Raw genomic sequence first — 14,858 nt, forward strand, 5'->3', positions numbered from 1 at the left:
GGCCCCCACGTCATGCTGGCTTTGCAAGAAACCTGCGGTAAGCTGGACCTCATGACCCGTTTCATCCTCGAAGAAACCTGGCGCGAACATGTGGCCGACGGCGTGTTGCACGTCATCGGCGTGGTGTTCGCCGTCGCAGCAGCGGCCGCGCTCGTGACCTGGGCCGCGCTCTCGCTCGACGCGCCGCGCATCGCGGCAGCGGTGCCCTATGTCCTCGGGCTGATTGCCACCTTCGCGTTTTCGGCGGCCTATAACATGACGCTCCATGCCCCGATCCGCGCGGTTCTGCGCCGGTTCGACCATGCCGCGATCTACGTGATGATCGCGGGCACATACACACCGGTCGCGCTGGTCGGTCTTGGCGGCGGCTGGGGCATCGCGCTCGCCACCGCAAGCTGGGTGATCGCGCTCATCGGCGTGGCGATGAAACTCGTCTGGTTCGACCGGGCCGAGAAACTGGGCTTCATCCTCTACATCGCGCAAGGCTGGCTCTGCCTCGCGGCCATCGGGCCGATCGTGGCCGCGCTTCCGGTCGCTGCGATGGTGCTTTTGGTGATCGGGGGCGTCGTCTACACGATAGGCACGTATTTCTATCACAAGGCCCTGCCCTACGCGCGCGCCATCTGGCACGGCCATGTGCTCGCCGCCGCCGTGACGCATTACGCCGCCGTCCTCATGGTGCTCCGCATCCCCTGACACGCCGCGCGGGTTTTCGCCCACCGGTATTCGCTTCGTGACAGGCAGCGGGGATTCGCTTATCCTTTCCGCGAACCGGGCAAAGACCCGGCCGAGCAGCAAGCGGGGCACAGGCAATGCAAAATTACTCCAGACGAGGTTTCATCGTGGCAGCGGGGGGCGCGACCCTCGGGCTCGCAGGATGCGCGAACGGCATCGGGTCAAGCGGCGGCGCGACCATTGACGCGCGGGTCGATGAAACTCTGCGTTATCTCTATTCCACATATCCCGAGGCCCGGTCGCTCGCCGACAAGGCCAACGGTATTCTCGTCATGCCGCTGGTGACCGAGGCCGGGTTCGGCGTCGGTGGCGCGTATGGGCGCGGCGCCCTGCGCGTCGGCGGCGCGACGGTGGATTACTACAGCCAGGCGAAGGCCAGTTTCGGGCTTCAGATCGGCGCGCAGCAATACGCGCATGTGTTGTTCTTCATGACCGAGGACGCACTGGGCGAGTTCCGTTATGCCTCCGGCTGGTCGGCGGGTGCGGACATCAAATATGCGGTGCTGAACGACGGCGACCGGTTCACAGCCGATACCTTCGCGACCGGCAATCCCATCGTCGCAATGGTCTTCGGCACGGCGGGTCTGATCGTCGGGGCGAGCCTCGAAGGCTCCAAATACACCCGCATCATCCCCTGATAACGGTCGCGAACAGACGACGGAACGCCCGCCGGACCCTGTCCTGCGGGCGTTTCGCGTTGAGGTGTCAAGCTGCCGGCGTGCCGCTCAGGGCGAAAGCGAGATAGAGCACGAGGATCGCGGCAACCCAGGACGCGATGATCCGAGCGCCTATGCGCGTGGCCTCCCCCGGCCAGGTCTCGCGACAGACCCGGACGATCCCCGCAGTGGCCGACACCGCCACATTCGCGCCGAACAGCAGCCCAAGATAGATCGGGATCGTCAATTCACCCCACGCGTGGCCCTCGAGACCTGCGAGCATGACGACAAGACCCATGAGACCTGCAAGAACGGGCACCGCGCGCCCGAGACGGTTCAACGGGACCAATGCCGCCAGTGCGCCCAGCACCAGCCCGAAAGAGATCGGAAGAAGCGCCGCCGAAGGTCCAACCAGGGGTGCTGCGATCATGCCGGCCACCTGCCCCCCCAGAAAGATCGGCCATGCCGTCAGCAGCCCTTCGATCTGCCACAGCGCGACGAGCAGGCCGAGAGCCACCAGCGGAAGCATGAGACCGGGCGTGCCGAAGATCACCCCGGCACCCTCCAGAAATGCGCCATAGGCGTCCGCACCTGCGGTGAAGGAATGCGCATGAGCACGCCCGGCCAGAAGTGCGGGCAGAGCCGCGAGCGCAAGCCGCCTCATGCGATACCGAACAGAAACGCTCCGCCGACAGCCGCGATCACGACGCCCATGCCGCGCACGACCATCCGGCCCGTGCTGCTCCCGACGAGGAGACCGAAGGCGATGCCGATCAGGTGCAGAAGACCCGTGCCGATGACAAAGCCGATACCGTAGGCAAAAGGATTTGCCGCTTCCGGAAGCTCGGTGCCATGTGCGTGGCCGTGGAAAATCGCGAAGACCCCGACAATCACGCCCGCAACCCAAAGCGGCGCGCGCACCGCGAAGGCGATCAGAAGGCCAAGTATCACACCAGAGAGTGCGATCCCCGCTTCGACCGCCGGGAGCGGCACGCCGATGACGCCAAGCGCGCCGCCGACCGCCATGACCAGCGGGAACACAACCGGCAGGATCCAGATCGCAGGCTTGCCAAGGAAGGCCCCCCAAAGGCCGACCGCGACCATCGCGATGACGTGGTCCCAGCCGAGGATCGGATGCGTGAAGCCGGAGATGAACCCTCCGGTTTCGCCATCCGTATGCGCAAAGGCCGCCGAGGCGATCATCACAAAAGGCAAGGCGAGCAGAAATCGGGACATGAGACCCCTCCCAAACAGTATTTCTTTTCTTGAGATACGATCATGCCCTCTGAAAGGTTGCAACAATCCTGTGTGTCGTTCCCCGGTCGGGTGCCCTCATCTCAACCGCTTTATGAGGGACGAGGTATCCCAGCGGTTGCCGCCCATGTTCTGAACGTCCTTGTAGAACTGGTCGACCAGGGCCGTGACCGGCAGCGCCGCGCCGGTCTGTTCGGCTTCTGCGAGGCATATGGCCAGGTCCTTGCGCATCCAGTCCACCGCGAAACCGTGATCGAAATGGTCGTCCAGCATGGTTTCGTGCCGGTTCACCATCTGCCAGCTTCCCGCAGCTCCGCCCGAAATCGCCTCGATCACCGCGCGCCCGTCGAGTCCTGCTTTCTGTGCGAACGCGAGCCCTTCGGAAAGCCCCTGCACCAGTCCGGCGATGCAGATCTGGTTGACCATCTTGGTCAACTGGCCCGCGCCGACCTCGCCCAGCCGCTTGATCGACTTGCCATAGGCTTCCATCACCGGGACAGCCGCGTTCCACGCCGCTTCTTCCCCACCGCACATGATCGCGAGCACGCCGTTCTCGGCACCCGCCTGACCGCCAGAGACCGGGGCGTCGATATAGGCGACGCCGGTCTTGCCCGCGGCCTCGGCCATGTCGCGCGTCACCATGGCCGAAACCGTTGTGTGGTCGATGAAAGTCGCGCCCTTCGCCATGCCCGCCAGCGAACCGTCGTCGCCGGTCACCACCGCGCGCAGGTCGTCGTCATTGCCGACACAGGCCATCACGAACTCCGCGCCCTCCGCCGCCTCGCGCGGTGTCGGCGCAGAGGCTCCGCCATGTTCCTTCACCCAGGCGTCGGCCTTGGCCGACGTGCGGTTGTAGACCGTCACTTCGTGACCTTTCGCGGCCAGATGCCCGGCCATCGGATAGCCCATGACCCCCAGCCCCAGAAATGCACATTTCGCCATGACCGAACTCCCTTGATTGCACCTGTTCTTTGGAGCCTTTAATGAACACCCTCAGCGGACAGGTCAACAAAGGGGCCCCATGTCGTCTCTCTTCAAATGGTTGGTGCGCGCGGTCAGCGCGGTGTTGATCCTCGCCGCGCTCGCGCTGCTTTTCACCTATTATCTCGCCTCCCGGTCCCTGCCCGATTACGACGCGGAACGCGAGGTTTTCGGGATCGAGGCCGAGGTCGAGATCGTTCGCAACAATTCCAACGTGCCGCATATCTTCGGTGAAAGCGACGCGGACGTGTTCTTCGGGCTGGGCTACGCCCACGCGCAGGACCGGCTGTGGCAGATGACCATGCTGCGGCGCACCGTGCAGGGCCGGCTGTCGGAAGTGTTCGGCGAACGCACGCTGAAAGCGGACGAACTGATGCGCAGGCTCGACCTGTACCGGCTCGCGCAGGGCGCCGTCTCGGCGCAGGACGCCGATACCATTCGCGCGCTGGAGGCCTATTCCCGTGGCGTGAATTCATGGCTCGACCGGGTCAATGCCGAGGCATTGGGTCGCGGCGCGCCCGAGTTTTTCCTGTTCGACAATTCCATTTCGCCCTGGAGCCCGGCGGACAGCATCGCGATCCTCAAACTCATGGGTGTGCAGCTTACCGGCCATCTGAACGAGGAAGTGCTGCGTGCCCAGGTTTCGCTGGCGCTGGAAGACGCGCGGGTGGCGGACATCCTCCCCGACATACCCGGATCCGGAACCGCGGCCCTGCCGGACTTCGCGTCGATGTTTCCAGAAGCCGACCGGGAGCGCGATTTTGCGGCCCTGCGGCCCGCCGACCCGCCCTCGATGCTTTATCCCAGCCCCGAGCGCGGATTGGCTGGCGCGTCGAACGCCTGGGCGGCGGATGCGACCCGGTCGGCGGCCGGGGCGACGCTCATGGCGAACGATCCGCACCTTGGCCTCTCCGCCCCGACGATCTGGTATCTCGCGCGGCTCGACCTCGCCTCAGGCGGCGTGATCGGCGCGTCGATTCCGGGCGTTCCCGCGCTGATCCTCGGCCGGTCGGCGGATTTCGCATGGGGCGCGACCTCGTCCTACATGGACGATCAGGACGTGCTGATCGAACGCCAGAACCCCGACGACCCGAAACAGGTCCAGACCCCGGACGGCTGGGCCACCCTGACCGAGCGTCCCTCGATCATCCGGGTGAAGGACGGTGCGCCCGTCACGCTGACCCTGCAATGGTCGCCGAACGGTCCGATCATTCCCGGCAACCACTACAACCTCGGCGCCGTGACGCCACCCGGCCACCTCGCAGCCCTGCAATGGACCTTGTTGACCTCCGACGATTCCTCGATGACCGCCGCGATGAAGCTCATGCGGGCGAAGTCGGTCGAAGATGGTATCGCGGCAGGCGAAGGCTCGGTCGCTCCCAGCCTCAACATCACGATGATCGACCGCGAAACCATCGCGCTCAAGACCTTCGGACACATGCCGCGCCGGGATGCCGACCATATGACCTTCGGCCGCCTGCCCGCTCCCGGCTGGCGCAAGGAAAACATCTGGCTCGGGCGCGAAAGCTACGCCGCGAACCCCGAATTCGTGGCCCCGTCCGGCGGCATCGTCGGCAACACCAACAACAAGCTCCTCGAACGCCCCTTCCCGCTCCACGTCAGCTGGGACTGGGGCGACAGCCAACGGGTGCAGCGATGGCAGGCGTTGATGCAGAACCGTGAAGTCCACACCCGCGAGAGTTTCATCGAAGCGCAGCTCGACACCGTGTCGATCACCGCGCGCAATCTTCTTCCGCTGGTAGGCGCGGACCTGTGGTTCACCGGCGAGGCCGCGCCCGACGGCACACCCGAACGCGCCCGCCAGCGCGCTCTGGAGCTTCTGGCCAACTGGAACGGCGAAATGTCCGAGCATCTGCCGGAGCCGCTCATCTACATGGCGTGGATGCGCTCGCTTCAGACCCGGCTGATCCGTGACGAGCTTGGCCCGCTGGCCAATGCCTTCACCCATGTCGAACCGATCTTCATCGAGCGGGTTTTCCGCGACGTGAACGGCGCGAGCGTGTGGTGCGACGTGCGCCAATCGGCCCCGACCGAAACCTGCACCGAGATCGCCCGCGTCGCGCTCGACGACGCGCTTTTGTGGATCGACGAGCATTACGGCGGTGAAACCGAGGCGTTGCGCTGGGGCGACGCGCATCAGGCGACCCATGACCATCAGGTTCTGGGCGACGTGCCGGTGCTCAGATGGTTCGTGAACATCCGGCAATCCACATCGGGCGGCGACAACACGCTTCTGCGCGGTCGCACGTCGGGCCGTGGGCCGGAGCCGTTCAACAATGTCCACGGCGCCACCTATCGCGGCGTCTATGACTTCGCCGACCCTGACAGCTCGCTTTTCGTGACCTCGACGGGGCAGTCCGGACACTTCCTGTCACGCCACTACGAAGACCTCGGAGAACTCTGGCGGCGGGGCGAATACATCCCCATGTCACTCGATCCCGAGCTTGCCCGCGCAGCCGCCGTCGGCACCACGATTCTCCGCCCAGCAGGGAATTGAGAAAACCCGGCGAATTCCCGCCATATTTATCATGATAATTACGTAACGTCACTGTAATGTCCCTGTAAAACAAAGCCTCTGATACCGCTTTGAAATGTCGATATATTTTACCTTTTGGTCAAATAATTACCCGAAATACGCGTTATCGGCCAATCATTAACGTGCTCGAAACACCCTAGCCAAACAGCCTCACCATCTGCATATGGAGCGCAGCCTCATAGGAGCCCTGCTCCTGGAGGTCAGCCGTCACTCACGGTGGTAGGTCGTTCGCCCGCTCGTGCCCTCTTGCGGGGGAACGACCTATGCCCGTTTCATCCGAAATCTTTTGAAAACTGCGCCGCCTGTTTCGCGCTCCAGCGCAGGTCGAGATCCCATCCGGTCTCGCTTTGGCGTTCGGCTTCGACGACACCGGCTTCGTGCAGCCAGGCGCGCTTGCGGCCTTCGGCGAAGGTCAGCGACAGGGTCTCATCCTTCGTGTCCACCGACAGAGCCTCGTCGATCACGGCATAAAGCGCATCAAGCCCCTCGCCCGTCAGCGCCGAGATCGCGACGACTTCGTCCGTGCGGTCGGCTTGTGTGACAAGGGCGTCATGCGCCGGACCATCCAGAAGGTCGATCTTGTTCCAGACCTCGATCAGAGGCACGTCGTCCTCGACGCCAAGTTCGGTCAGGATCGCCAGAACGTCCTCGGCCTGCTCCTGCGTCTCGTCATGGGAAATGTCGCGCACATGGAGGATGAGGTCCGCGCCCAGCACCTCTTCCAAGGTCGCGCGGAAGGCGGCGACGAGTTGCGTGGGCAGGTCCGAGATGAACCCCACCGTGTCCGAGAGGATCACCTGACGCCCGCCCGGCAGGTCGATCGAGCGCATGGTCGGATCGAGCGTGGCAAAGAGCATGTCCTTTGCCATCACCTCGGCGCCGGTCATGCGATTGAAGAGCGTCGATTTGCCTGCGTTCGTGTATCCCACCAGCGCGACAACCGGGAACGGCACCTTGGCGCGCGCGGCGCGGTGCAATTCGCGGGTCTTCACGACCTTGGACAATTGTTTGCGCAGCCGGGTGAGCTGTTCGTCGATGGCACGCCGGTCCGCCTCGATCTGGGTTTCACCTGGGCCGCCGACAAAACCGAGCCCGCCCCGCTGCCGCTCAAGGTGGGTCCAGGCCCGCACAAGCCGCGTGCGTTGATAGGACAGCGCCGCCATCTCGACCTGAAGCACGCCTTCACGGGTTGCCGCCCGGTCCGAGAAGATCTCGAGGATCAGCCCGGTACGGTCGAGGATCTTCACCTTCCATTCGCGTTCCAGATTGCGCTGCTGAACCGGGCTCACCGGCCCGTCGATGAGGACCAGCTCGACCTCGTTCGCCTTGATCCGCTCGGCCAGTTCCTCGGTTTTGCCGGTGCCGAACAGGTGGCCGGGATGCGGCTTGGCGAGCCGCACGATCTCCTGCCCCGCGACTTCAAGTCCGGGGAGCGCGACCGCAAGCGCGACGGCCTCTTCCAGCGCAGGGCCGGCATCGCGCCGATCCCGGTCCGCCGTGAGTTCTGGATGGATCACATAGGCGCGGGTAATCCCCGGCCCCAGCTCATGTTCCAATTAGGTATCGTCACCGTTGTACAGGTCGATCGGCTGAGAAGGCATGATCGTGGAAATCGCATGCTTGTAGACGAGCTGGCTCTGACCATCCCGCTTCAGCAGCACGCAGAAATTGTCGAACCACGAAATGACGCCCTGTAGCTTCACGCCATTGATGAGAAAAATGGTCACGGGGACCTTTGCCTTGCGCACATGGTTCAGGAATGCATCCTGCAGGTTCTGTCTGTCGGCAGCCATCGCTTGTTTCCCTTGTTCTATCGAGCTGCCGTCCCCGGCAGAAATCCTTACACACCCGATAGTAATTAACAATTTCCGAATTTAAAGCCCCGATTTTGGGCGATTCTGTAAATGCATGGTTCAGGCGCGTTGTCGCCCACGCGACCGCCAGATGTCGGGACTGAGAAGCGCGATGATCGCGAGCATTTCAAGACGACCCAGCACCATCGCGACGGAGAGCACCGCCTTGCCGGAAATCGAAAGATCGCCGTAGTTGATCGGGGCCGAGGCCGCGATCTCGGCCAGCGGGCCGGTGGTCGTGAGCGCCGCCACCGTCAGCACCACTGCCTGTTCGAACGTCTCGCCGGTGAACGAAAACGCGGCCATGATGAGCGCGACCGAAAGCGTCTGGAGCATGAAGAACACCCAGGCCATGTAGGCGCCCCCGCGCCGCAGGTGACGCGCTTCCGAGCCGGACCCGGCGACCGAGTTCGGATGCACCAGCTTGTCGAGTTCGCGCCGCCCATGCTGATAAAGCGCATAGACGCGCAGAAGCTTCGCGCCCCCCGCCGTGGTCGCAACCCCGCCCCCGACAAGCGCCAGCCCCATGAGAACAAGACCCTGCGTCGACAGGCCCGACCAGGCCTGCGAGGATTCCCACGCCGCACTGACGAACCCCGTCGTCGTCAGGAACGACAACACCGTGAAGACCGACCCCCAGAGCGCCCCGAGCCCCGACCAGAGCGTCATGTCGCTGTCCACTTCGAACGCGCCCAGGAAATGGCGCATGAACAGAAACAGCGGCACGACCGAAATGATCGCGAGCGCCAGCCGCACTTCGGGGTCGTTTCGAAACGCAGTCATCTCGGACCCCTGCCCTTCGCGCGAAAACGCGAGCCGCGAGATGGCAAAGATCAGGAAGACCGCGACCATCACTTCGCCCCCGAACCCGGCCGTGTCGCCCGACAACCCGCCGACGGGCGAGATCCCCGAGGTCGATAGCGTCGACATGGCGTGGCAGAGGGCGACGAGTGGCGGATCACCGACGAGGATCAGGCCGAGCCAGAGCATGCCCGTCAAACCGGTGTAGAGGGGAAACAGGCGGGCGGCGTATTTGCGCAGGCGCGCGGACAGGTCCGCCACCTTCTCGATCTGGGTGATCTGCGCGCCGTGCGTCGCGATGCGCCGCGCACGCACTTCGAACCCGCCAAGCGCCATCGGCGCGAGGATCGCAATCGCGCTGATCCAGACGAAAAGCCCCCCCAGCCAGCCCACCGTCGCGCGCCACAGATGCACCGAAGGCGGCAGGCGGTCGGGATTGGGAAACAGCGTCGCGCCGGTCGTCGTCAGCGACGATACCATCTCGACATAGGCGTTCAGAAAGCTCGTATTCCGCACGGCCTGGTGGAACGGGACCGCGTAGAGCAAGGGAAGGACCACGAACAGCACGAGCAGCGACAGAAGGTGCCGGCGCGGCCTGTCGGACCGTTCGCGTCCAAGCATCGCCAGGGCGAGAAACAGTCCAAGAAAGCCAGAGAGCACGGCGCTCAGAAAGAACGTGCCGGCCACCCAATCGTTTCCGACCGACATGGCGTGGGAGGCTGGCAAGAGCATGGCGATGGCCGACAGGCCGATCACGATCACCAGCAGCGGCAGTTTGGCGATCTGGTCGAACACCGGCGGGCCTCAGAAATAGTCGATCGAGACCTGGAGCAGGCGCTCGACCTCTGGCACGTCGCCCGCCATGGCGAAGATCACGACCACGTCGTCCTCTTCGATCCGGGTGGAGCCGGCGGGCTTGATGTAATCCTCGCCCTTGAGCACGCCGCCGATCAGCACGCCCTCGGGGAAGTCGATATCGCGCACCGCCTGCCCCGCGATGGGCGATGTCGACAGGACCTGCGCCTCGATCACCTCGGCTTCGGCATCGCCGATGGAATAGACCCCACGCACCCGACCGTGCCGGATGTGGCGCAGGATCGAGGACACGGTGGTCTGGCGCGGGTTGATATAGGCGTCGATCCCCAAAGGCTCCATCAGCGGCACGAGCGACGGGTCGTTCACAAGACAGATCGACATCGGGCACCCCATCTCATGGGCGCGCACCGAGGACAGCATGTTTACCTTGTCGTCCGACGTCACGGCGAGGATCGCGTCGGCGCGGCTGATCCCGGCTTCTTTCAGAAGCTCCCGGTCCATACCGTTGCCGTGCAGCACGACGGTGCGTTCAAGTGCGTCGGCAGCGCGTTCGGCCACGCCCCGGTCAAGTTCGATGATCTTGGCGCGCACCCGGTCTGTCCGCGCCTCCAGCGCCTCGGCCACGGCCCGGCCCACATTGCCGCCACCCAGAATGACGACCCGCTCTTGGCGGCGCACCTGTTTGCCGAAAATCTCGAGCGTCCGGTTCACGTCCTTGGTTTCCGAGAAAACGTAGATCTGGTCGCCCGGAAACAGCTGATCATTCGGGTCCGGCGCGAACAGGGTCCCTTCACGCCTCACACCGACGACGAGCGCGCTCAGGGTCGAAAACAGATCGGTGAGCTGGCGCAAGGGCGTGTTCACGACCGGGCAATCGTCGTCGATGGCAATCCCGAGCAGGGTCGCGCGCATGTTCAGGAACCGCTCGGTGTCAAAGGCGGTGGGCGCCTGCAACCGGCGCAGCGCGGCTTCGGCCACCTCGCGTTCGGGGCTGATGACGACGTCGATCGGCAGGTGGTTCTGGCGATAAAGGTCGCGGTAGATCGCATTCAGGTAGCTCTGCGCCCGGAGGCGCGCGATCTTGCGCGGAATGGCGAAGACCGAATGCGCGACCTGGCAGGTCACCATGTTCACCTCGTCCGAATAGGTCGCGGCAATCACCATGTCAGCATCACGCGCCCCGGCCCGGTCGAGCACGTCAGGGTAGGAAGCGAAGCCCGTGATCCCCTGGACGTCCAGGGTCTCGGTCGCACGGGCGACGAGGTCCGGGTTGTTGTCCACGACCGTGACGTCGTTATTCTCGCCCGACAGGTGGCGCGCGATCTGCCAGCCAACCTGACCCGCGCCGCAGATGATGACCTTCATCCAATGTTCTCCGGTTGTGGTCGCTCAACCCTTGTCACCTTGGCGCGCGGGCGTCAATCGGCGGGGGTCAGGAGGCTTCGGCCTGATCGCTCCCGTCCTCGGCCACGTAAGCGACCCGCGCACCGGACTTGTTGCCGGTCACGATCCCGAGGCTCTTGAGCTTGCGGTGCAGCGCCGAGCGTTCCATCCCGACGAAATTTGCGGTGCGTGAGATATTGCCGCCGAACCGGTTGATCTGGGTCATCAGGTATTCGCGCTCGAACGCCTCGCGCGCCTCGCGCAGCGGCAGCGTGGCAAGCGCAGTGGGCAGCGCGATGGTCCCCGGCGTGGCCGCGCCGTCGTCACCGCCGCTCTCGGCACCCGGAAGTTCGCCCGCCTCGATCGGCCCGGTCCCGTCACCAAGGATCAGCACGCGCTCCACGACGTTCTTCAACTGACGCACATTTCCCGGCCAGGACATGGCCTGAAGCATCGCGACCGCTTCTTCGGACACGTCGCGCAGCGGAAGGCCCTGCGTGGCGTTGAACACCTCGATGAAATAGCTCGCCAGAACCGGAATATCTTCGCGACGGTCCGACAGCGGCGGCACCGCGATCGGGACGACGTTCAGCCGGTGATAGAGTTCCTCGCGGAACCGCTTGGCCGCGATCTCGGCCTGCAAATCGCGCGTGGTGGACGAAATCACCCGCACGTCCACGTCGATCTTGTCGCTACCGCCCACGCGGGTGAAGCTCTGTTCGACCAGAACCCGCAGGATCTTCGATTGCGTGCCGGGTGGCATGTCGGCCACCTCGTCGAAATAGATCACGCCGCCATTGGCCTTTTCCAGTAGTCCCTCTTCGATCCCTCGGTCCGAGCTTTCGCGCCCGAACAGAACATCCTCCATCTGGTCCGGCTCGACGGCCGCCGAATTGACGATGACGAAGGGCGCACCGGCGCGGTCCGAACCCGCATGAATGGTGCGCGCGGCAAGCTCCTTGCCCGACCCGGCAGGCCCGGTGAGAAGCACCCGACCGTTCGAGCGCATCACCTTTTCCAGATTGCTCTTCAACGACTTGAAGGACGCGCTTGCCCCGATCATCTCGACCGGCCCGGTGCCCTGCCGCTTCAATTCCACATTCTCGCGACGCAGGCGCGAAGTCTCCATCGCGCGGGAGATCACCACCATGAGCTGGTCGATGTTGAACGGCTTTTCGATGAAGTCGTAGGCCCCCTGTTTTATCGCCGCGACAGCGATTTCGATGTTGCCGTGGCCCGAGATGATGACGACCGGCACTTCCGGGTATTCCCGCTTTACGACCTTCAGGATGTCGATCCCGTCCATCGTGCTGTCTTTCAGCCAGATATCGAGGATCATCAACGCGGGGGGCTGCGACTTGACCGCCGCCATCGCCTCGTCCGACGTGCCGGCTTTTCGCGTCGTGTAGCCCTCGTCCTCGAGAATATCCGAGATCAGTTCCCGGATGTCGCGTTCGTCGTCAACGATCAGGATATCGGTCATGTAGTCGTCGCCTTTCTCATTCCGCGGCGCGGGTCTCGCCCGCGGTTTGTGGCAGGGGGAGTGTGATATTGGCCTGCGCGCCGCGCTGACCGGAGCCGAAATCCTCGGCGTCGGTCAGGGTCAGCGTGCCGCCATGTTCCTCGATGATCTTCTTCACGATGGGCAGGCCAAGGCCGGTGCCCTTTTCGCGCGTCGTGACATAGGGCTCGAACAGCCGCGCGCGGTCTTCGGGAAGCCCGACACCATTATCCGAAATGGTCAGATGGGCTTCGTCGCCGGATTGGGTGAGCGTCACGCGGATTTCCGGAACGTGATCTTCTGGCGCACCCTTTTCATACAGACTTTCAATGGCTTCACCCGCGTTCTTCATCAGGTTTGTGAGCGCCTGACCGATCATCGTCTCATCCAGCGATGCCGGGATCGACTCATTCGGGATGTCGGCCACGAAGCGCACGTTCTCCTGCCCGGCTTCCTGAAGCGTCACCGCGTCGCGCAGGAGTTTGGCGAGGTCGGTGGGCCGCCGTTCCGGCTCGGGCATCCGGGCGAATTTCGAGAACTCGTCCACGATCCGGCGTAAATCCTCGGTCTGGCGCACGATGACCCCGGTCAGCGCCTCCAGCGCCTCGACGTCCTCGCCCTCCAACTTGCGCCCGAACTTCCGCTTTATGCGCTCGGCGGACAGCTGGATCGGGGTCAGCGGGTTCTTGATCTCATGCGCGATCCGCCGCGCCACGTCGCCCCAGGCCGCCATGCGCTGTGCCGAGACGAGGTCGGTCACGTCGTCAAACGCGATCACGTAGCCCTCAAGCTCGCCATCGTCGGAATACCGCCGCGCGATGCGCACCAGAAGCCGCTCGGCCTTGCCCATCCGGGTAAGCCCCAACTCCTCCTGCACCTGACTGCGGGCCGCGTCACGCAGACGGTCGAAGAGCGGCAGGAATTCCGGGATCAGAAGCGAGAGCGGCACATGGCTCGGGTCCGGCCCGGCAAGATCGAGAAGCCGCGCGGCGGCACGGTTGAGGAAGGTCACCTTGCCATCCGGGTCCAACCCCACGACGCCCGCCGTGACAGAGGATAGCACGCTGTCGAACAGCCGCCGCCGCTCTTCGATCTGCTCGGTGTTTTCCAAAAGCGCCTCGCGCTGCCCCCGCAATTCGCGCGTCATGGCGTTGAACTGACGACCCAGCGTGGCGATTTCGTCGTCGCCTTCTTCTTCCAGAACCCGCACGTCCAGATCGCCCTCACCGACCCGTTGAGCGGCCCCGGCGAGCCGCCCGACAGGGGTCGCAAGCCGTTCCGCGAACCACATGCCAAGCCAGGTGGCCGCGAGGATCAGGATCGCGGCAAAGCCGAGATAAATCAGGCCGAACTCGAAAAGCACCCGGCCCCGTTGGTTCTCAAGCTGCTGGTAGAACAGCACCGTCTCCTGTGTCTCATCGAGGAGGTTGAGAACTTCGCCGTCCACCGAGCGGCTGACATAGAGAAAATGATCCGGATAGGCCTCGAGATGGACGAGTGCTCGGAACTCGTTGATGTCCCAATCCTCGATCACCACCGTATCGCCATCGAGCGCCCGCTCGATGTCTTCCGGCGCGGGCGGCTCGTAGTCAAAGAGGTAAGAGCGGTCGCCTCGCACCCGGATTTCCGCATCGCCGTCGATGACGAAGGCTTCACGCAGGCCCCGCTGAATCTGCGTCTGTCCCTGGCTCAGCGCCTGCCGAAGCTGCGCCTCGGTCAGAAACGCGTTGGCCTGTTTCGACAGGTTCAGATAGGCCGCCAGCGCGCCCGCATCGGTGATGAGCCCTTGCCGGTGCTCTTCCTCATAGGCCTGCGCCGCTTCAAGCGAGTTGCCCACCACCCGGCTCACCCGGTCGGAAAACCAGCCCTCGAGCCCCACGTTCACTGTCAGCACGGCGAAAATAGCGACGAGAACCGTGGGGATCAGCGCGATGACGGAAAACGCCCGCGTCAGCCTGAGGTGAAGCTTCGACCCGGCGGACTTGGCCCGGCGCGCGGCCACCATGCGCAGAAGGCTCGTGAGCACCAGCGAGGCGACGGCGAGCACATAGACGAAATCCGCAAGCAGGATAAGGCGCAGCGCATTGCTCGCCGCGCCCTGATCCATCGGGCCGAGAATCAGGTAGGTCGCGACCGCCAGAACGGGGCCGAGAATCACGACGCTGATCGTGGCGATCGACTGGACCCGCCTCAGACGGCGTATCCGAGCCAGTCGGTCCCATGTCCATTTCCGCTTAGCGCTTTGCGCTGCCATGAAAAAGCTGCTCCATCCCCCGCCGACAATGCGGCTCGTGACACGTTCGGCTCAATGAAGCACCGAA

Annotated in this window: 12 protein-coding genes; 3 read left to right on the plus strand and 9 right to left on the minus strand. The window is 64.2% G+C overall.

All coding sequences use genetic code 11. From position 1 onward, the window contains the following. The first annotated feature begins 51 nt into the window (after positions 1 to 51). A complete protein-coding gene (trhA, locus tag KJP28_RS11570; RefSeq protein ID WP_218392688.1) occupies positions 52 to 696 on the plus strand; it encodes a PAQR family membrane homeostasis protein TrhA in 645 nt (214 codons plus the stop codon). 116 nt (positions 697 to 812) lie between these two features. Further along, positions 813 to 1,373 carry a lipid-binding SYLF domain-containing protein gene (locus KJP28_RS11575; RefSeq protein WP_218392689.1) on the plus strand — a complete coding sequence of 187 codons (561 nt, stop codon included), beginning with the start codon at positions 813 to 815 and terminating at the stop codon, positions 1,371 to 1,373. A gap of 67 nt (positions 1,374 to 1,440) precedes the next feature. Here the strand turns inward: KJP28_RS11575 and KJP28_RS11580 are convergent, their stop codons facing one another. The 3 genes from KJP28_RS11580 to KJP28_RS11590 form a co-directional block, all read right to left on the minus strand. Continuing rightward, positions 1,441 to 2,055, minus strand: a complete 615-nt coding sequence (locus KJP28_RS11580; protein ID WP_218392690.1) for a hypothetical protein — start codon at positions 2,053 to 2,055, stop codon at positions 1,441 to 1,443. Continuing rightward, complete coding sequence (locus tag KJP28_RS11585) at positions 2,052 to 2,627, minus strand: HupE/UreJ family protein (RefSeq protein WP_218392691.1); 576 nt, start codon at positions 2,625 to 2,627, stop codon at positions 2,052 to 2,054. The genes KJP28_RS11580 and KJP28_RS11585 overlap by 4 nt, the downstream gene beginning before the upstream one ends. 96 nt (positions 2,628 to 2,723) lie before the next feature. Beyond that, complete coding sequence (locus KJP28_RS11590; protein ID WP_218392692.1) at positions 2,724 to 3,587, minus strand: NAD(P)-dependent oxidoreductase; 864 nt, start codon at positions 3,585 to 3,587, stop codon at positions 2,724 to 2,726. Between the two features lie 79 nt (positions 3,588 to 3,666). On the opposite strand from KJP28_RS11590, the gene KJP28_RS11595 reads away from it, so the two are divergent. Then, positions 3,667 to 6,144 (plus strand): penicillin acylase family protein, encoded by a 2,478-nt coding sequence (locus KJP28_RS11595; RefSeq protein ID WP_218392693.1) that lies wholly within the window; start codon positions 3,667 to 3,669, stop codon positions 6,142 to 6,144. Positions 6,145 to 6,455: 311 nt separating this feature from the next. On the opposite strand, the gene hflX is transcribed toward KJP28_RS11595, so the two are convergent. The 6 genes from hflX to KJP28_RS11625 all read right to left on the minus strand — a co-directional run bounded on the left by hflX (position 6,456) and on the right by KJP28_RS11625 (position 14,791). Next, positions 6,456 to 7,739 carry a GTPase HflX gene (hflX, locus tag KJP28_RS11600; protein WP_255552313.1) on the minus strand — a complete coding sequence of 428 codons (1,284 nt, stop codon included), beginning with the start codon at positions 7,737 to 7,739 and terminating at the stop codon, positions 6,456 to 6,458. Beyond that, entirely contained in the window at positions 7,740 to 7,976 is a 237-nt protein-coding gene (gene hfq / locus KJP28_RS11605) for an RNA chaperone Hfq (protein WP_218392694.1), read from the minus strand. A 120-nt stretch (positions 7,977 to 8,096) separates the two neighbouring features. Further along, complete coding sequence (locus tag KJP28_RS11610) at positions 8,097 to 9,632, minus strand: TrkH family potassium uptake protein (RefSeq protein ID WP_336245329.1); 1,536 nt, start codon at positions 9,630 to 9,632, stop codon at positions 8,097 to 8,099. Between the two features lie 9 nt (positions 9,633 to 9,641). Beyond that, positions 9,642 to 11,018, minus strand: a complete 1,377-nt coding sequence (trkA, locus tag KJP28_RS11615) for a Trk system potassium transporter TrkA (protein ID WP_218392695.1) — start codon at positions 11,016 to 11,018, stop codon at positions 9,642 to 9,644. A 67-nt stretch (positions 11,019 to 11,085) separates the two neighbouring features. Further along, complete coding sequence (gene ntrX, locus KJP28_RS11620) at positions 11,086 to 12,519, minus strand: nitrogen assimilation response regulator NtrX (protein ID WP_218392696.1); 1,434 nt, start codon at positions 12,517 to 12,519, stop codon at positions 11,086 to 11,088. A gap of 16 nt (positions 12,520 to 12,535) precedes the next feature. Then, complete coding sequence (locus KJP28_RS11625) at positions 12,536 to 14,791, minus strand: sensor histidine kinase NtrY-like (protein ID WP_218392697.1); 2,256 nt, start codon at positions 14,789 to 14,791, stop codon at positions 12,536 to 12,538. Positions 14,792 to 14,858 lie beyond the last annotated feature (67 nt).

The sequence above is a fragment of the Maritimibacter dapengensis genome (assembly GCF_019218265.1).
Classification (GTDB): Bacteria; Pseudomonadota; Alphaproteobacteria; order Rhodobacterales; family Rhodobacteraceae; genus Maritimibacter; species Maritimibacter dapengensis.